Origin of the sequence: Hymenobacter coccineus, from assembly GCF_001816125.1 — a bacterium.
Classification (GTDB): domain Bacteria; phylum Bacteroidota; class Bacteroidia; order Cytophagales; family Hymenobacteraceae; genus Hymenobacter; species Hymenobacter coccineus.
Genome location: NZ_MDZA01000003.1, coordinates 1 through 18,398, shown reverse-complemented (window position 1 = coordinate 18,398; position 18,398 = coordinate 1). Strand labels below are relative to the sequence as shown.

Sequence of the window (18,398 nt, the reverse complement as noted above, 5' to 3'; positions counted from 1 at the left end):
CCTCAACTGCTTCGGCCGGCGCGGCGGGCGGGTACCGGTGCGGCGGTTGGGCTGGCGGGCGACTTGCGCGGGGCACTGGCTTTGGGCGTTTTGCTGCCCTTGCTCTCCTTTTTAGGGGCGGCGGGGGCCCCAGCGGTGGCTTCGTCGGCGGGCGCGGGGGCGTCGTAGTGCTGTATTATGGTGTGCAGCGCCTGCTCGAACATGCGCTCCGTGTCGCCATCGAGGCGGCGGGTAGCTTCTTTCACCACTTCCTTCAGCTTGGCTTTCGTTTCTTTGCGGATGCGGGCCACCACTTCGTTCATCCGGCCGTCGAGTTCTTTTTGCAGCTGCTTGGCAGCCGAGCGCAGCGACTTTTTCTGGCTGGCTTTTTTATCGGCGCGGTCATCCTTGAGGTCAGCGCTGGCTTTGCTAGCGGCTTTCTCTGACTTCTGCTGGGTTTTCTCGGCCGGCGTGCGCTTGGTTTTTTTCTCCGCTTTCACGGATGGAGCAGGTTTTTTCATGATGAAAAAAGAGTGAGTGAAATGTGCGTCCGCACCAAACAGGGTAGAATCCTCGGTGTTATTGCCACTAATTAAGGCCAAATATAAAATTTAAATACCGGCACAAATAGCTTTCCTGGAGTTTTACCCGGATTTAATTCTAATTACTTTTTTCTTCTGCTTAATTAATCGTTTAGCCCCACACCGCCGGAATTAATTTCTCCGCTGGCCGGCACGGTTTAATTACTGTTTTCAACATTTGCTTTTATGGCTGTTCTTCCTCAGCGCTACACCGTTACGGCGGCTTTGCCCTACGCCAACGGCCCTGTGCACATTGGCCATCTGGCCGGCGTGTACCTGCCCGCCGATATTTACGTGCGCTATTTGCGGGCGGCGGGCCGCGACGTAAAGTTTATTTGCGGCTCCGACGAACACGGGGTTCCCATCACCATTCGTGCCCAAAAAGAAGGCGTTACGCCCCAGCAGGTAGTCGATAAATACCACGCGCTGATTCGTGATTCATTCCGCGATTTCAACGTGTCGTTCGACGTGTATTCGCGCACTTCTTCGCCCACGCACGCCGCCGTCAGCAGCGAGTTTTTTCTCAAGCTCTACCACAACGGTAAGTTTATTGAGCAAACCACGCAGCAGTATTTCGACGAGCAGGCCCAGCAATTCCTTGCCGACCGCTACATCGTGGGTACGTGCCCCAACTGTGGCAACGAAAATGCCTACGGCGACCAGTGCGAGCGTTGCGGCACATCGCTCAGCCCCACCGAATTAATTAATCCGCGCAGCATGCTTAGCGGGGCCCACCCGGTGCTGCGTGACACCAAGCACTGGTTTCTACCGCTCAACGAGTACGAGCCCTGGCTGCGCGAATGGATTGTGGAAGGCCACAAAAACGATTGGAAAACCAACGTGTACGGCCAGTGCAAGTCGTGGATTGACCAGGGCCTGCACCCGCGCGCCGTGACGCGCGACCTCGACTGGGGCGTGCCCGTGCCGCTGCCCGGGGCCGAGGGCAAGGTGCTGTACGTGTGGTTCGATGCGCCCATCGGCTACATTTCGGCCACCAAGGAGGCGTTCCCCGACGAGTGGGAGCTGTATTGGAAGGATGCGGGCAGCAAGCTGGTGCACTTCATCGGCAAGGATAATATTGTGTTTCACTGCATTATTTTCCCGGCCATGCTGAAGGCGCACGGCGGCTACGTGCTGCCCGACAACGTGCCCGCCAATGAATTTCTGAATTTGGAAGGCGACAAAATCAGTACGTCGCGCAACTGGGCGGTATGGCTGCACGAGTACTTGCAGGACTTCCCCGGCCAGGCCGATGTGCTGCGCTACGTGCTGTGCGCCAACGCGCCCGAAACCAAGGACAACGACTTCACCTGGAAGGACTTCCAGGCCCGCAACAACAACGAGCTGGTGGCCACGCTGGGCAACTTTGTGAACCGCGCGGTGGTGCTTACGCACAAATTCTTTGAGGGCCAGGTGCCCGCCGCGGGCGAGCTGCTGGAGATTGATCAGGATGCGCTGCGGCAATTGGCGGTGTTCCCGGCCAAGATTGGCGAATTAATTGATAATTACCGCTTCCGCGACGCGTTGGCCGAGGTGATGAACCTGGCGCGCCTGGGTAATAAATACCTGGCCGATACCCAGCCCTGGCACCTAATTAAAACCGATGCGGCGCGCACCGGCACCGTGTTGCACGTGGCCCTGCAAATTGCGGCCGCTTTGGTGCCGTTGCTGGGGCCCTTCCTGCCCGAATCGGCGGAGAAGCTGGGTACCATGCTCGGCGTTGAGGCGGGGCCCTGGGCCGCCGCGGGCCGCCCCGACGCGCTGGCGGCCGGCCACCAGTTGCGCGAGGCCGCCCTGCTATTCGCCAAAATAGAGGACGCTACCGTGGAAGCCCAGGTGCAAAAGTTGCTTGATACCAAGCAGGCCAATTTGCTGGCCAACGCGCCGGTAGCCGAAGCCAAGCCCGCCGTGAGCTTCGATGATTTCCAGCAAATGGACCTGCGCGTGGGCACCGTGGTAGCGGCCGAGAAGGTAGCCAAAACCAAGAAACTCCTCAAGCTCACCGTCGATTTGGGCCTGGAGCAGCGCACCATTGTGAGCGGCATTGCCGAGCATTTCACGCCCGAACAATTAATTGGCCAGCAGGTGCAGGTATTGCTCAATCTGCTGCCCCGCGAGCTCAAGGGCATCCAAAGCCAGGGCATGCTGCTGATGGCCGAAAACGCCGACGGCAGCCTGGCCCTGATGCAGCCCGGCAAAGCGGTACGCAACGGCAGCGCAATTAATTAATAGGGCAATTTAATAAATAGGGAATGGGCCCCAGGGTGCGCAGCTGCGCACCCTGGGGGCCCATTCCCTATTTCACGTTTACCACGTTCATGGCGCGCTCCAGGCCCAAGGCCCCAAAGGCCAGGATGGCGTCGGCGGCCTTCTCAATGCGCGTGGGCAGCTCGATGCGTTCGTCGGCGCTGAACGGGTCGAGCACGTAATCGACCTGCCGGCCCTTGGGGAAGTTGGCGTCGACGCCGAAGCGCAGGCGCGCGTACACGTCGGTGCCCAGCGTGGCCTGAATGTCCTTCAGGCCGTTGTGGCCCCCAGCCGAGCCCTGGCCCTTGAGGCGCAGTTTGCCAAAGGGCAGGGCCAGGTCGTCGGTCACGACGATCATGTTCGCCGGTGGAATCTTCAGCGTGCTGAGCCAGTGCGCGGCGGCCTTGCCGCTCAGGTTCATGAAGGTGGTGGGCTTGACGAGGGCGTAGGTGTGGCCCTTGCTTTTGATTTCGGTAGTAAAGGCGTGGCGGCCTACTTTGAACGGCGGCGCGTCAAATTTCGCCGCCAGGTAATCGGCCACCATAAACCCAATGTTGTGGCGTGTGTCGGCGTATTCGGGGCCGATGTTGCCAAGGGCAAGAACTAGAAACATAGACCGCAGATTTAACGGATTTCAACGGATTGAACGGATTTGTGGGGCCCCGCTCGTTCACTCCCGCAGGTAAGTGCGCTGGAAAAATAACGATTTACCGGATTACGCAGAGCGCACAAAAAAGCCGTCCTATATAGGACGGCTTTTTTGTAAAACGCAGCACCAGATCAAAAGATAACGAAGGGAAATAAATGGGCAGAATCCGGAAGGATTTGGTCAATTCATTAAAATCCGTTAGATCGGTGGTTATTACTTGCCAGCGGCCAGCTCGCCTTTCAGGGCGCGCGGGATGCTGATGGTGGCAATCGGGGCCAGGGGGTTGGTGAGGATGGTGAAGTTTTTGGTCTCCACGGCCGCCACTTTGATCGACTTGCCCAGCTCCATTTCGCTGATGTTTACTTCCACGAAATCGGGGAGGTTGTCGGCGGTGGCGCGCACTTTAAGCTTGCGCAGCACGCTCACCAGCTTGCCACCGGCTAGCACGCCCGGCGACACGCCCACGTACTTGATCGGAATGTCCATTTTCACCTCTTTGCCTTCTTCCAACTCCAGGAAATCGACGTGCAGCAGCATTTCGTTTACCGGGTGGAACTGCGAATCCTGCACAATGGCGCGGTAGTGCGTGCCCTCCACGTTTAGGTCCACGATGTGGGCCTCGGGGGTGTACAGCAACTCGCGGAACAGGATGGCGGGCACCGAAAAGTGCACCGTCTCGGTACCACCATACAACACGCACGGCACTTGCGAATCCAGGCGCAGGGCCTTGGCATCCGTTTTACCGAGATTCGCTCTTTTAAACCCTACAATCTCGAGGCTTTTCATAAAAGGAGTTTTTGGAAACAAAAAATAAGAAACCCGCCCGGGCTGACAATCAGCCCCAAACGGGGCGCAAAGGTACGGAATCGCTGCTAGATTTGCTACCCTCGGGGCCATATATAACCGGGGCCCCCACCCGCGGGGCTTCATCGCCGCCCCATCCACCCGGTACTATTCCTCACCCCTAACTCCTTGCCCATGAAAAGATTCGCTATTGTTGCCGGGCTGCTGGCGCTCAGCAGCGGCCCGCTGCTGGCCCAAGCCCCCGCGGCGGTCCCCGCGGCCGCCACCTACGCCCAGGCGCACTACACCAAGCAGGAAGTGTACGTGGCCATGCGCGACGGCACGCAGCTGTTCACGGCCATTTACACGCCCAAGGATGCCGGCGCGGGCAAGAAATACCCCATCATGATGCAGCGCACCTGCTACAGCGTGGCGCCCTACGGCCCCACCCGGTTTCCGGCCCGTCTGGGGCCCTCCGAAACCATGATGAAGCAGGGCTACATTTTTGTGTACCAGGACGTGCGCGGCCGCTGGAAAAGCCAGGGCACCTGGACGAACATGACGCCCGTCATCGACAAAAAGAAGGGCAAAAAGGACGTGGACGAGGGCTCGGACACCTACGACACCATCGACTGGCTGGTGAAGAAGGTGGCCAGCAACAACGGCCGCGTGGGCCAGTGGGGCATTTCGTACCCCGGCTTCTACACCGCCGCCGGCATCCTCTCCAACCACCCGGCCCTGAAGGCCTCGTCGCCCCAGGCCCCGGTTTCGGACTTTTTCTTCGACGATTTCCACCACAACGGCGCGTTTTTGGAGTCGTACATTTTCACCTTCCCCGTGTTTGGGGTGCAGAAAACGGACACCACCAGCAAGGCCTGGTACACCGGCCAGGGCATCACCACGCCCGCCAAAGACGGCTACCAGTTTCTGCTGGACCTGGGGGCCCTGAAGAATGCGGACCAGTACTACGGCAAGAATTTCTTCTGGCAGGAAACCATCGACCACCCCAACTACGACGAGTTTTGGCAGAAGCGCGCCCTGACTCCGCACTACACCGCCGGCGTGAAGCCCGCCGTGATGACCGTGGGCGGCTGGTTTGACGCCGAAGATTTGCGGGGGCCCCTGGCCATTTACAAAACCATCGAGAAGAAAAGCCCCGGCACTTACAACACCCTGGTAATGGGCCCCTTCGGCCACGGCCGCTGGTCGCGCGAGACGGGCCACACCATGCACAGCAACGTGTACTTCGGCGACAGCATCGCCACGTTCTACCAGAAAAACATTGAGGCCAAATTCTTCGCGCACTTCCTAAAAGGCAACGGCGACAAGAACTCGGGTCTGCCCGAAGCCTACCTCTACGACACGGGCAAGAAGCAGTGGGACACCTTTGCGCAGTGGCCCGCCCCCACCGCCACCCACCAAAAGCTGTACTTGAGCGCCGACGGCAAGCTCGACAAGCAGCCCGGGGCCCCGGGGCCCGTCACCTTCGTGAGCGACCCGCTGAAACCCGTGCCCTACACCGAGGACCTGACGACGACCATGGGCTTCACGCCCCACAACTACATGAGCGAAGACCAGCGCTTCGCCGGCCGCCGCCCCGACGTGCTGGTGTACCAGACCGACGTGCTGGCCGACGACGTGACGCTGGGCGGCGAAATAATGGCCAACCTGAAAGTGGCCACCTCGGGCACCGACGCCGACTGGGTGGTGAAGCTCATCGACGTGTACCCGGCCGACGAGCCCAATAATGCCTACATGCCCAACAAGAACATCCTGCTCAGCAACTACTGGCAGATGGTGCGCTCGGAGGTGATGCCCGCCCGCTTCCGCAACAGCTTCGAGAAGCCCGAGGCGATGGTGGCGGGCCAGAAAACGGCCGTCGACTTGCACTTGCAGGACGTGCTGCACACCTTCAAAAAGGGCCACCGCATCATGGTGCAGGTGCAAAGCACCTGGTTCCCGTTCATCGCCCGCAACCCGCAAACCTTCGTGCCCAACCCCTACAAGGCCACCGATAGCGACTACGTAAAGGCCACCCACACCGTGTATGGCGACAGTTACCTCGACGTGGAGGTGCTGCCCGCCACGCCGCCCGCCCAATAGGGCCCCGGGTCATTGTCAAAACCGAAAAGGCCGCCCCACGCAATGTGGGGCGGCCTTTTGCTTGGGTGAGGGCTAGGCTATGCCTGCATTGGCAAGCCACTACACTGGCTGCGAGGCTGACTCCTGAGAGTAGCGGCCGCAGTTGGTGGCCGCCAGGATGTTCTGGTAGTTAGGATGGGGTAGAAAAGCTGTTTGCGTAACAACTCGCAATAAACTGGCTAGCAGTAGTTTAACCAGAATTTAAGTTAAGCTTAAGCTTGGCTTAAGCCGGAGTGCTGTTTAGAATTCTTCTGCGTGCTGGCGGCGGAAAAGCTAATCAGTAAAAGACAAGGATTAGCAGAACAGTTAGGATCTAACACGTGTTTGGTTGACAACCCCATCATCTTAGAAGAAATCCCAATGCTTGACCTGAGTAACGATAAAACCAACACCCAGACGTTCGAGATGCAGGGCCAATGCCCCTTCGGCGGCGACCGTATTGGCGGCGTGGACGGCACCCCGCCCGCCCTGTCCGACTGGTACCCCAACCGCTTGAAGGTGGAGCAGTTGCACCAGAACGGCCCGAGCGCCAACCCCCTCGGCGACGACTTCAACTACGCCGAGGCCTTCAACGCCATCGACCTGGAGGCCCTGAAGCAGGAAATCAAGACCTTCCTGACCACTTCAGTGGCTTGGTGGCCGTCCGACTACAATAACTACGGCCCGCAAATGATTCGCATGGCCTGGCACTCGGCCGGTACCTACCGCATTGCCGATGGCCGCGGCGGCGCGGGCGAGGCTTTGCAGCGCTTCGCGCCCATCAACAGCTGGTGGGACAACGGCAACACCGACAAGTCGCGCCGCCTCATCTGGCCCATTAAACAGAAGTACGGCAGCTCCCTTTCCTGGGCCGACCTTATTGTGCTGACCGGCAACTGCGCGCTGGAAATCATGGGCTTCCCCACCTACGGCTTCGCCGGGGGCCGCCACGATGCCTGGGAGGCCGACCTGAGCACCTACTGGGGCCCCGAGGTATATAAGGACCTTGCGAAGGCGGACGCATTCGACGAGATGGTGACGCGCGATAAGCGCTGGCGCGGCCAGAACGGCGATGCCAACTACGACCTGGAGAACCCGCTGGCGGCCTCGCACCAGTCCCTGATTTACGTGAACCCCGAGGGCCCCTATGCCAACGGTGACCCGATGGGCTCGGCGCGCGACATCCGCGTGACGTTCACGCGCATGGCCATGAACAACGAGGAAACAGTGGCCCTCATTGCCGGTGGCCACGCCTTCGGCAAGAGCCACGGCATGGTGAAATCGACTGAAATTGGGGCCCCGCCCGAAATCGCGCCGATGGAACTGATGGGCCTGGGCTGGCACAACCCCAAGGGCTCGGGCAACGCCGAGAACACGATGACCAACGGCATCGAGGGCAGCTGGACGCCGAATCCCACGCAGTGGGACAACCACTACCTTACCAACCTGTTCAAATTTGAGTGGGAGCAGACCAAGAGCCGGCCGGGGCCCTGCAATGGACGCCGGTTGACAAGAACGCGCCTAAAACGCCCGACGCGCACATCGAAGGCCAGATGAACGCCTTGATGATGATGACAACCGACATTGCCCTGAAGGTGGATCCCGAGTACCGCGCGGTGTGCGAGAAATTTCTCAACGACTTCGACGCCTTCACCCAGGCCTTTTCCAAGGCGTGGTACAAGCTGACCCACCGCGACATGGGGCCCCGGGAGCGCTACCTCGGCGCCGAGAAAGTGAACGAAAACGACCTGCTCTGGCAGGACCCCATTCCAGTAGCCGATTACGCCGTAATCGACGCGGCTGACATCACGGCGCTGAAGAAGTCAATCCTGGCTTCGGGCGTTTCCGCTTCCGACCTCGTGTACACCGCCTTCTCGGCGGCCGTTACGCACCGCAGCAGCGACAAGCGCGGCGGGGCCAACGGTGGCCGCCTCGCGCTGGCCCCGCAGAAAGATTGGGCCGTGAACCGCCGCACAGTGCCGGTTATCGCGGCTTTGCGGAAGGTGATGGAGGGGTTCAACGGCCAAGCAGCTGGCGGCAAGCACGTTTCGCTCGCCGACCTTATCGTGCTGGGCGGTTGCGCCGCGCTCGAGAAAGCGGCCGCTGATGCGGGCGTTACCACCGAGGTGCCCTTCACGCCGGGCCGCCGCGACACCACCCAGGAACTCACCGACATTGAGATGTTTACCTGGCTGAAGCCCGTGGCCGATGGTTTCCGCAATTACCTTGACAAAGGGTTTAGTGAAATTTCGCAGGGCGTTTCGCCCGAAGAGATTTTCCTCGACAAGGCGCATCTGCTCTCGCTCACCTCGCCCGAATGGGTGGCGCTGACGGGCGGCCTGCGGGCCATGAACGCCAACCACGACGGCTCGCCCTACGGCATTTTCACCGACCGCGCGGGCGTGCTCACCAACGACTTCTTTACCGTGCTCACGAGCACAGAATACGACTGGAAGAAGGCCGACGAAAAGGGCATGACCTTCTCGCTCGAAAACCGCGAAACGGGCGAAAGCCGCTTCGTCGCCACCCGTTCCGACCTTGTGTTCGGCTCCAACAGCCAGCTGCGGGCCGTGGCGGAGGTTTTTGCCGGCAGCGACGGCCACAAGCGCTTTGTGAAAGCCTTCGTGAAGGCCTGGGACAAGGTGATGATGCTCGACCGCTACGACGTGAAAATCTGAGGTTGATATAGCTTAGTCGTAGTTAATTGAAAAGGCCGCCCAACATTGCGTTGGGCGGCCTTTTGCGTCGGTTTTAGGGCCCCGGGAGCAGCGCGGCTTTGGGCTTTTCCCATCCTTTGAAAATGAAGAAGCCCGGCCAATTGGCCGGGCTTCTTTGGTTAATTGTCCTTCGGGAGAGGCGAGCCGGCGGCGATCTACACCATATAAAACTCCCAGGAAATCCGGTCGGGGTCTTTGAAAGCCACGTATTTCATGGGCTGCACGGTGTCTACCTTAACGCCGGTGTTCTCGACTCCAGCCGCCTGCAAAGCATCGGCCACGCGGTGCAGCTCCGCCTCGTCTTCGCAGGCAATGGCGATGTGGTCGAGGCCCACGTTGAAGGGGGTGAAGGTGCCGCCGCCGGGGTAAGTAGGTGCCGCCTGCTTGAAGCCGATGAACGTTGACCCCACCAGGAACCCCAGTATTTCGGGCGTTTCGAGCGCTATCGGCAGGCCTAGCAAATCGTGGTAAAACGCTTTGGCGCGGGCAAAATCGGTGGTGCGCAGGGCTACGTGCGCCAGGCCCTTGGTTTTGGGTTGGATGGACATGAACAAGCTAAAAAAGTGAAGGCAGTACCCGCGTCTAACGGCAAACCGGCGGGCTTGGCCGCGCCGGCCGCTCAAAAAGCAAGTAAAGCGCGCGCTGGCAAAAAGCACAGGGCCCCGGCGCGGCAATTAGCCGGCCGGGGCCCTGTGCTTTTTGCTGCGCTACACAAACAGCGAGCTGATGCTCTCGTGGGTGACCACGTTGCGGATGGCGTGGGCGAACAAATCACCCACCGATATCACCCGGATTTTTTCGTTTTCCTGTTGCAGCGGAATCGTGTCCGTCACCACCAGCTCGGTGAGGGCGCTGGCGCGGATGCGCTCGTGGGCCGGGCCGCTGAGCAGCGGGTGCGTGATGACGGCGCGCACCGACAGGGCCCCGCGCTCCATCAGCAGGTCGGCGGCTTTGCAGATGGTGCCGGCCGTGTCCACCATGTCGTCCACCAGCACCACGTTCATGCCCGTCACGTCGCCGATTACCTGCATCGAGGCTATTTCGTTGGCCCGCAGGCGCGTTTTGTCGCAGACCACAATCTCGGCCCCAAACTTCTTGGCAAACGCCCGGGTGCGCACCACGCCGCCCACGTCGGGCGAGGCGAAGATGAGGTTCTCCAGGTTCAGCGACTTGATGTAGGGGGCCGTAACGGTGGCTCCGTCGAGGTGGTCCACCGGAATCTCGAAGAAGCCCTGGATCTGGCCCGCGTGCAGCTCGCAGGTCATCACCCGGTCGGTGCCCACGCTCTGGATGATGTTGGCCACCACCTTGGCCCCGATGCTCACCCGGGGCTTGTCCTTGCGGTCTTGCCGGGCGTAGCCCATGTAGGGCATCACGATGTTCACCTTGTGGGCCGAAGCGCGCTTGGCGGCATCCACCATCAGCATCAGCTCCATCAGGTTTTCGGCCGGCGGGTAAGTGCTCTGGATGAGGAACACCTCGCAGCCGCGCACGCTCTCGTTGAAGCTGGGGCCCATTTCCGTGTCGGCGAAGCGCTGGAGGGTGAGGTCGCCCAATGACTGGCCGTAGGCCGCGGCAATGCGTTCGGCCAGTGCGCCCGAGGCGCTACCGGCAAAAATTCTGACTTGCTTCATGGGGAGGTAAGGGGCTGGTTGAATGCGCGTAGGACCAGGGCGGCGCCGGGCGGGCGGGCGGGAACCCGGCGGGGGGGTAAAAGCGAAAGGCGCTGACCTCTCTGGAAAGAGAAGCCAGCGCCTTGCGCATTTTGTACGTGAGCTGTGTCGTTGTCCGACCAGGGCTCGAACCTGGACTTTCTTGAATCAAAATCAAGCGTGTTGCCGGTTACACCATCGGACAATTTCCCCGCGGGCCAATGGCCGTTTGGGACTGCAAATGTACGACCCGTTTGCATCCAGGCAAGTTTTAGGTGAAAAAAATTTCTGACTCCACCCGGGGCCCACCGTCCGTAAAAGGGTGCCGGGCGGGGCCTATGGACTGATTTTCAGTTAGCCGGCGGGGGAAAACCGGTGGGCTGGGGCCCCCAAAACCAGCCGCCCAGGGGTTGGAAAAGCGGCCGCGCTGGCGTAATTTTGCGGCCTGAAAATCCGCAACTTCATCTTTTTTATATAGAAAACCCAATGGCGAATACCGGCAAAATCACCCAGGTTATCGGCCCCGTCGTGGACGTAAGCTTCGCTGGGGAGGGCACCAAGCTTCCGAATATCTTCGACGCGATGGAAGTGACGAAAGAAAACGGCCAAGTGGTGCTGCTCGAATGCCAGCAGCACTTGGGCGAAGACCGGGTCCGCACCATTGCCATGGACTCGACCGAGGGCCTGGCCCGCGGCACCGAGGTGCGCGACCTGGGGGCCCCCATTTCGATGCCCACCGGCGACGGCGTGAAAGGCCGCCTGTTCAACGTTATCGGCTACGCCATCGACGGCATTCCCCAGCCCAAGAGCGACGCCCGCCTGCCCATCCACCGCAACGCCCCGGCGTTCGAGGATTTGGCTACTACGTCGGAGGTGTTCTTCACCGGCATCAAAGTAATCGACCTGCTGGCTCCCTACGTGAAGGGCGGCAAAATTGGCCTGTTCGGCGGCGCCGGCGTGGGCAAAACCGTACTCATCCAGGAGCTGATCAACAACATCGCCAAGGCCTACTCGGGCCTGTCAGTGTTTGCCGGCGTGGGCGAGCGTACCCGCGAGGGCAACGACTTGCTGCGCGAATTCATCGAGTCGGACATCATCCGCTACGGCGCTGATTTCAAGCACTCGATGGAGGAGGGCGGCTGGGACCTGAGCAAGGTGGACATGGCCGAGATGGAAAAATCGCAGGCAACCCTGGTGTTTGGCCAGATGAACGAGCCCCCCGGAGCCCGTGCCCGCGTAGCCCTGTCGGGCCTGACCATCGCCGAGAGCTTCCGCGACGGCGACGGCACCGGCGCCGGCCGCGACATCCTGTTCTTCATCGACAACATTTTCCGCTTCACGCAGGCCGGTTCGGAGCTGTCGGCTTTGCTGGGCCGCATGCCGTCGGCCGTGGGCTACCAGCCCACGCTGGCCACCGAAATGGGGGCCATGCAGGAGCGCATCACCTCCACCAAGCGCGGCTCCATCACCTCGGTGCAGGCCGTGTACGTGCCGGCCGATGACTTGACTGACCCGGCTCCGGCCAACACGTTTGCCCACTTGGACGCCACCACGACGCTGAGCCGCAAAATTGCCGAGCTGGGCATCTATCCCGCCGTGGACCCGCTGGACTCGACCTCGCGCATTCTGTCGGCCGACGTGCTCGGCGACGAGCACTACAACACCGCCCAGCGCGTGAAGGAGTTGCTCCAGCGCTACAAAGAGCTGCAAGACATCATCGCCATTCTTGGCATGGACGAGTTGAGCGAAGAGGACAAGCAGACCGTGAACCGCGCCCGCCGCGTGCAGCGCTTCCTGTCGCAGCCGTTCTTCGTGGCCGAGCAGTTCACCGGCCTGCCCGGCGTGCTCGTGGACATCAAGGACACTATCCGCGGCTTCAACGAAATCATCGACGGCAAGTACGACCACCTGCCCGAGGCTGCCTTCAACCTGGTGGGCACCATTGAGGATGCCGTGACGAAAGGCGAGCGCCTCATCGCCGAAGCCAAGTAGGTTTTTTAAATGTGGAGAATGTGCTGATGTGGAGATGTGAAAATTAACCTTCACGCCCCGCATCAGCACATTTTCACATCTGCCACCTCTTCACATTTAAAAAGATGCATCTAGAAATCATCACCCCCGACCGCAAGGTGTTCGAAGGCGAAGTGACGTCGGCCAAATTTCCGGGGGCCGACGGCTCGTTTGAAGTGCTGAACAACCACGCCCCGCTGATTGCCGCCCTCAAGGCCGGCGACGTGACGTTGACCGGCGCTACCGGCCGCGAAACGTTTCACATCGACGGTGGTGTGGTGGAAGTGCTGCGCAACAACGTGATTGTGCTGGCCGAAGGCGCCAGCGCCTAGGGCCCCCAGGGCCCCAATAACGGGCAGCGCCCGCTCTGGCTTCGGCCGGGGCGGGCGCTGTTGTTTTCGGCCCCGCCGGCCGGTTTTCTCGTAAGGGGCCCCAACCAGGCTAATCCAATCTTCACTTTGCCCCGGCCTTTTATGTCCGCCAGCCCTCCCGAAACCAATATTTATACCCCGCACCAGCGGTTCCTGCTGCTCATCGTAGTGCTGGTGCTGCTGGGCGTGCTGGCCCTGTTTGGGCTGCTCCAGTACCTGACGGCTTTCCTCGGGGCGGGCATTTTGTACGTGGTGTTCCGGCCGTGGTTCACGGCCCTGGTGCACAAGCGCGGCTGGAACCGCACCCTCGTGGCGGTGCTACTGCTGCTATTTGCGGTGGTGGTGCTCGTCATCCCGTTCTTCGCCCTCACCTCGCTGCTCATCGACCGCCTGCAAGTGCTGGCCAAAAACACCGACCAGATTTTGCTGGTGGTGCAGCGCATTGAGCGCAAAGTGGGCATGCAGGTGACGCAGGAAGCCAACGTGCGCCAGCTCTTACAGCAAGGCGCCGCCCGCGTAAGCCAGTGGATTCCGACGCTGGCCAGCAGCGTGCTGAACTTCATCGTCATTGTGGGCCTCATGCTCTTCACGCTCTACTACTTGTTCACGCAGGAGGAAGCTTTCCTGGCCGGCCTGCACCGCTACCTGCCCTTCCGCGAGAAAACGATGAACGACCTGAGCGACTCGCTGCGCAACAACGTGAACGCCAATGTGCTGGGCCAGGCCCTGGTGGCCTTGGTGCAAGGCCTGCTGACGGGGCTGACGCTGTGGATTTTCAAAGTGCCCGACCCGCTGTTCTGGACGCTGGTGGCGTTTTTCATGGCCTTTATTCCGGTGCTGGGCACGCCGCTCGTGTGGGGCCCCGCCGCACTCTACCAGTTTGCCCAGGGGCAAACCACCCAGGGCATCGGAATTTTGGTGGTGGGCCTGGTCGTTATTATCAACGCCGACAACGTGTTGCGCATCTGGCTGGCCAAGGGCATGGGCAACATCCACCCGTGGGTAACGCTGGTGGGCCTCACGCTGGGCGTAGAGATTTTTGGCATTGTCGGCCTGGTAATAGGGCCCCTGCTGCTCTCGTACTTCATCGTGCTGATGCAAGTATTTGCCCGCGAAAACCGGGCCCGGGTCCACGTCAGCAACGCCGCTGCCGGGGCAGTGAAACGCTTGGCGGCCAACGAAGAATAGCCGCCAGGCGCCCGTTGCTGCGCACAAAAAAAGGGCCACCCAACGCAGTTGGGTGGCCCTTTTTTTGTAAGCTATTTCAGCTGCCGAAGCGCACTATTCCACTACCACGCGGCGGGAGTAGAGCTGGCCGTCGGCCGTCTGGCACAGTACAGTGTAGAGGCCGGAGGCCAAGGGGGCGTCCAGGCTGCGGCGGGTGGCGGTGGCGGCGTTCAGCGCCACGGTGCTCTGCCAGGTGGTGCGGCCCAGGGCGTCAATCAGGCGCACCGTGGCCGCACCGGCAGCGGCGGGCAGCGCCAGCGTAAGGCTGCGGCCGCCGGCCACCGGGTTGGGGTAGGCTTGCAGGGCGGGCGAGTCGGCCAGGGCCTTGGTGGCCAGCACGGTGTTGCCCACCTGCACGTTGCTCAGGAAGAGGTGGTTGCCGTATTGGTTGAAGGCCACGAAGCGGAAGTACACCTGCTGGTTGAGGTAGGCGGTCAGGTCGATGTTCTCGCTGCGCCACTGGCTGGTTGAGGTGGGGGTGTAGGCCGCCTGGCGGAACAGCGTGGTGGGCAGGCCATCAACGGCCGACTTCAGGTACACGCGGCCCAGGCGGGTGTTGGTGCAGGCGGTGTACACGTCCACGGCCAGCGAGTCGTTGTAGTTCGCAGCAACGGGCCCCGCGGCGGCGTAGGCCACGTCGAAGCGCAGGAACGCACGGGGCTGGTTCAGGTTGAAGGCGGGGGTTTGCAGCGTGTCGCGCTGGCCCACGGCCTCGTAGTCGTAGAAGTTCATGTCGGCCGCCGAGCCGCGGGTGCCGTCCTTAAGCAAGATGTTGGTGGCCGTGGCCCAGGTAATGCCGTTGTCGGGGTTGAGCACGCCCCAGGTGGCGGGGATGCCGGCCACCAGCGTCTCGGTGTACGGAATGGCCAGGGCCGTGCCCTGCACCGTTACCGGGATGCTTTTGGTGCTGCTGCCGTTGGAGTTGGTGGCCGTGAGGGTCGCAGTGTAGCTGCCAGCCGTGGGGTAGGTCACCACGGGGCTCTGAGCGGTGCTGGTGGCGGGCGTGCCGCCGGGGAAGCTCCAGCTGATGCTGCTCACGCACTGCGTGGAGGTGTTAGTGAAGCCGATGTTACCGCCGGGGCAAATCAGCGTCTGGCGGGCGGCAAAGCTGGCCACCGGCAGGGCCGCCGACACGACGACGACCGCGGCAGTGGTGGTGCTGGCCGTGCCGCTGGCGTTGGTTACGGTGAGGGTCGCGGCGTAGGTGCCGGCCGTGGGGTAGGTCACCACGGGGTTCTGGGCGGTGCTGGTGGCGGGCGTGCCGCCGGGGAAGCTCCAGCTCCAGGCCGTGGGGCTCAGCAGCGAAGCATCGGTGAACTGCACCGTGGAGCCGGGGCACAGCGCCGCGGCGGTGGCCGACGAGGTGAAGAAGGCCACTGGGGCCCCCGTGCCGCCCGACACGGTTACGTCGTCGAAGGCGCGGCCCCCGCGGCGGGTGGCCACGGCGGCATCTACTTGCAGGCTAGCGCCGTAGCGCTGGAAGCGCACGCGCACGTCGTTGCCCAGCGTCAGGTTGTTGGCGGTGGCAAACTGGGTCAGGTCCACGCTCACCGTTTTATAGGCGGTCGTGGCGTTGGTGCCGGTCAGATCGGCCAGGCGGAGCCAGTTGGTGCCGCCGTCCACGCTCAGGGCCACGCCGTCGGTGGGGCTGGTGGTGGTGAAGGTGGCGGGCATGGCCTGGTCGGTTTCGCCCAGAATCTTCTTGTGTTTGAACGTCAGTACGTAACTCGTGGTGGGCGCGGCGCTCAGGTTCAGGCGCAGGGTGGCCTCGCTGGTGCCCGTCCCGATGGTGAAGGTCGGGATGAAGTTGTCGAGCACGAGCTGGCCGGGGGCCGAAGCGGGCGCGAAGTCGGTGCGCACCAGACTGCGGCCGGCGCCACGGCCCTCAATCTGCCAGGCACGGGAAAGGCCGGTATTATCGAAGGTTTCGACGAACGGGGCGGTGGCCGCCAGCGGCATCCCAAATACCGCGGCGTAGGCGTTGATCAGGCCTGCGCCGGTCAGGGCATCATAGCCGGGGGTCAACAGGTCGGTGGCCGTGGCCTTCAGCCGGTCGTTGATTTGGGCCTGGGTGAGGGCAGGCTGGGCCTGCCAGAGCAGCGCGGCCACGGCCGCCGCGTTGGGCGCCGCCGCCGAGGTGCCCGAGAAGAACAGGCCGTCGGCCGGGTCGGGCGTGGCGTTGCCACCAAAAAAGGTGGTGCTCACGAAGTCAATTGAAGTGAAATCGGGCTTGAGGCGCGTGACCGGGGCCGCCAGGGGCGCGCCCAGGGGCCCATACAAGTACGTGGGGGTGCCCTTTGAGGTGAAGGATTCCGGCGCGAGGCGGTTGAACGACGGCGCGGCCGATACGGACATGCTGCTCACGGAGGCGTGGTGGCCCGTGATGGTGCCGCTGCGCGTCCAGTACTTGGTGGGCGTGAACGAGGCTCCGTAGCCGATGTACTTCACGCGGGCGGGGTCGGCGGTGCCGGTCCGGCGGCTCAGCACCAGGTTGAAGGCCGTGTTGGTGGCCGTAGCGGGGTTGGTGAAGCTGATGATTTCGCCGGGCGTCTGGTTGGCGAGGTTGTTGGTGGTGGCGCGGGCCACGGTGTCGCCCTTGATGGCGCCCCCGGGGCGGTCCACCACTAGGTAGGCGTCGAGGTCGGTTTTCACCCCATCGGCGGTGTAAAACGGGTCGCTCCACTGAATGGCCAGGCGGAACGCGCCCGATGCGGCAATGGTGAACGGCTGGCGCGTGTCGGTGGGGCCCCAGTCGAGAGGCCGAAGTCCAAATCGGCGGCCCCGCCGGTGGTGGCGGTGAAAGTGGGGGCCGCGTACTCCGACGACTTATCGGCGTAGTTGCCGGCCGACGAGTAGTAGGCTACGCCGCGGGTGGCCACCACTTCCTCCACGGCCTGGGCAATTACGCCGTCCTGGAACATGGGCTCGTTGAGGTAGCTGATGTCGTCGACGATGATTTTGCAGTTGCCCAGCGTGGGGTCGGCTAGCTTGAAGATCTGGTCGGCGAAGTTGGCCTCGCCCTGGAATACGGCGCTGAACGCCTTGCCGGCCCCCGGGGCGATGTCGTGGATCAACTCAATCATGGCCCGGCCCTCGTCGGTGCCCGTAGCGGGGTCCAGCAGCACCTGCACGTTGGCGGGCAAGTCGCCGGAAGCCACGCCCGCAGGCGCGCCGCCCAGCGCGTTGTACGAGTCGCTTATCACGCCGATGCGCACGCCCGTGCCATCGTAGCCATTGGGCCTAGCGCCCCGTACGCGGGCGGCTTCGAGCACGAAATCGGCCTGGTTCAGCACCTTGCCCGCGTTGTTGATGGGGTCGAATACTGGCAGTACGCCTAGCAGGCCCTGCGCCGCGAGGGCCTCAATGCCGGCCGCGCCGGGGGCCAGCTGGCTCACCGGCAAGCGCCCTTCAATGAAGTGCAGCTTGCTTTGGTCGGACACCACCACGAAGCCGCGGGCCAGCAGCGCCGGGCGCAGCGCGGCCACGTTGCGGGCCGTGATGCGCACCAGCACCGCGTCGCCGTCCGCCAGCGTCAGCTCGGGGAAGGCGGCGGCCAGCTGGGGGCCCTGGCCGCGGGCGGCGGTGTTCCAGAGCCGGTAGAGCTGCTGCAACTCGCCGCCGACGCGCGAGTTGGGGTCGGCCACCGGGCGGGGGGCGGCCGTCAGGTCGGCGGCCGGGGCCCCCAGGCGCGGGAGCAGCGGCACGGCGGCCAGGCAAGTTCCCAGGCCCAAAAGAGTAATGATGCTACGCATAGAAGCGGGTAAAGTGGAAAAGAAAAATGTAGGAAGAATCTCAGGGCAAGATAGGGCGAATAAGTAAAGTTCATCTAATGTTCAGGTAAATATTTTATTGACGCTTACCGTCCTAAGCCAAAAAAGGCCAGCGTTGCGGCCGGCCTTTTGAAAGATACTGAATATAGATTAAATATTACTTTACCAAGATGCGGCGGGAGTAAAGCTGGCCGTCGGCCGTCTGGCACAGCACGGTGTAGAGGCCGGCGCCAGGGGGGCGTCGAGGGCGCGGCGGGTGGCGGCGGTGGGGCTGAGGGGGGCGGTGCCGTG

Annotated in this window: 14 protein-coding genes and 1 tRNA gene; 7 read left to right on the top strand and 8 right to left on the bottom strand. The window is 62.2% G+C overall.

The features are described 5' to 3' along the window. Positions 1-2: 2 nt before the first annotated feature. Entirely contained in the window at positions 3-500 is a 498-nt protein-coding gene (locus BEN49_RS00250) for a hypothetical protein (RefSeq protein WP_125916341.1), read from the bottom strand. A gap of 246 nt (positions 501-746) precedes the next feature. Here BEN49_RS00250 and metG point away from each other — a divergent pair, with 246 nt between their 5' ends. Next, positions 747-2,789 (top strand): methionine--tRNA ligase, encoded by a 2,043-nt coding sequence (gene metG, locus BEN49_RS00245; protein ID WP_070739136.1) that lies wholly within the window; start codon positions 747-749, stop codon positions 2,787-2,789. Positions 2,790-2,856: 67 nt separating this feature from the next. On the opposite strand, the gene pth is transcribed toward metG, so the two are convergent. Both pth and BEN49_RS00235 read right to left on the bottom strand, forming a co-directional pair. Then, positions 2,857-3,420, bottom strand: coding sequence for an aminoacyl-tRNA hydrolase (pth, locus tag BEN49_RS00240; protein WP_070739134.1), 564 nt, complete (start codon positions 3,418-3,420; stop codon positions 2,857-2,859). Between the two features lie 249 nt (positions 3,421-3,669). Continuing rightward, the gene (locus tag BEN49_RS00235; protein WP_070739132.1) at positions 3,670-4,242 is read right to left on the bottom strand and encodes a 50S ribosomal protein L25/general stress protein Ctc; all 573 of its coding nucleotides are present in this window, start codon (positions 4,240-4,242) and stop codon (positions 3,670-3,672) included. Positions 4,243-4,434: 192 nt separating this feature from the next. Between BEN49_RS00235 and BEN49_RS00230 the strand changes: the two genes are divergently transcribed. From BEN49_RS00230 to BEN49_RS29075, 3 genes are all read left to right on the top strand, one after another. Then, positions 4,435-6,342: a CocE/NonD family hydrolase gene (locus BEN49_RS00230; RefSeq protein WP_070739130.1), complete on the top strand. Its 1,908-nt coding sequence runs from the start codon at positions 4,435-4,437 to the stop codon at positions 6,340-6,342. A gap of 399 nt (positions 6,343-6,741) precedes the next feature. Beyond that, a complete protein-coding gene (locus BEN49_RS29080) occupies positions 6,742-7,917 on the top strand; it encodes a peroxidase family protein (protein ID WP_239691754.1) in 1,176 nt (391 codons plus the stop codon). After that, a complete protein-coding gene (locus tag BEN49_RS29075; protein ID WP_239691753.1) occupies positions 7,821-9,038 on the top strand; it encodes a peroxidase family protein in 1,218 nt (405 codons plus the stop codon). Before BEN49_RS29080 ends, BEN49_RS29075 begins: the two co-directional genes overlap by 97 nt. 194 nt (positions 9,039-9,232) lie before the next feature. On the opposite strand, the gene BEN49_RS00220 is transcribed toward BEN49_RS29075, so the two are convergent. From BEN49_RS00220 to BEN49_RS00210, 3 genes are all read right to left on the bottom strand, one after another. Next, positions 9,233-9,625, bottom strand: a complete 393-nt coding sequence (locus BEN49_RS00220) for a VOC family protein (protein WP_070739128.1) — start codon at positions 9,623-9,625, stop codon at positions 9,233-9,235. 159 nt (positions 9,626-9,784) lie between these two features. Further along, positions 9,785-10,711 carry a ribose-phosphate pyrophosphokinase gene (locus tag BEN49_RS00215; protein ID WP_070739126.1) on the bottom strand — a complete coding sequence of 309 codons (927 nt, stop codon included), beginning with the start codon at positions 10,709-10,711 and terminating at the stop codon, positions 9,785-9,787. A gap of 150 nt (positions 10,712-10,861) precedes the next feature. Then, positions 10,862-10,934: transfer RNA gene (locus tag BEN49_RS00210), tRNA-Gln, on the bottom strand. Between the two features lie 281 nt (positions 10,935-11,215). Between BEN49_RS00210 and atpD the strand changes: the two genes are divergently transcribed. The 3 genes from atpD to BEN49_RS00195 all read left to right on the top strand — a co-directional run bounded on the left by atpD (position 11,216) and on the right by BEN49_RS00195 (position 14,298). Continuing rightward, positions 11,216-12,721, top strand: a complete 1,506-nt coding sequence (atpD, locus tag BEN49_RS00205; protein WP_070739124.1) for a F0F1 ATP synthase subunit beta — start codon at positions 11,216-11,218, stop codon at positions 12,719-12,721. Positions 12,722-12,825: 104 nt separating this feature from the next. After that, a complete protein-coding gene (gene atpC / locus BEN49_RS00200) occupies positions 12,826-13,071 on the top strand; it encodes an ATP synthase F1 subunit epsilon (protein ID WP_070739122.1) in 246 nt (81 codons plus the stop codon). 141 nt (positions 13,072-13,212) lie between these two features. Then, positions 13,213-14,298: an AI-2E family transporter gene (locus tag BEN49_RS00195; RefSeq protein ID WP_070739120.1), complete on the top strand. Its 1,086-nt coding sequence runs from the start codon at positions 13,213-13,215 to the stop codon at positions 14,296-14,298. Positions 14,299-14,391: 93 nt separating this feature from the next. On the opposite strand, the gene BEN49_RS00190 is transcribed toward BEN49_RS00195, so the two are convergent. Continuing rightward, positions 14,392-16,989 (bottom strand): PKD domain-containing protein, encoded by a 2,598-nt coding sequence (locus BEN49_RS00190; RefSeq protein WP_070739118.1) that lies wholly within the window; start codon positions 16,987-16,989, stop codon positions 14,392-14,394. After that, entirely contained in the window at positions 16,986-18,089 is a 1,104-nt protein-coding gene (locus BEN49_RS00185) for a S8 family peptidase (protein WP_125916339.1), read from the bottom strand. Before BEN49_RS00185 ends, BEN49_RS00190 begins: the two co-directional genes overlap by 4 nt. Positions 18,090-18,398 lie beyond the last annotated feature (309 nt).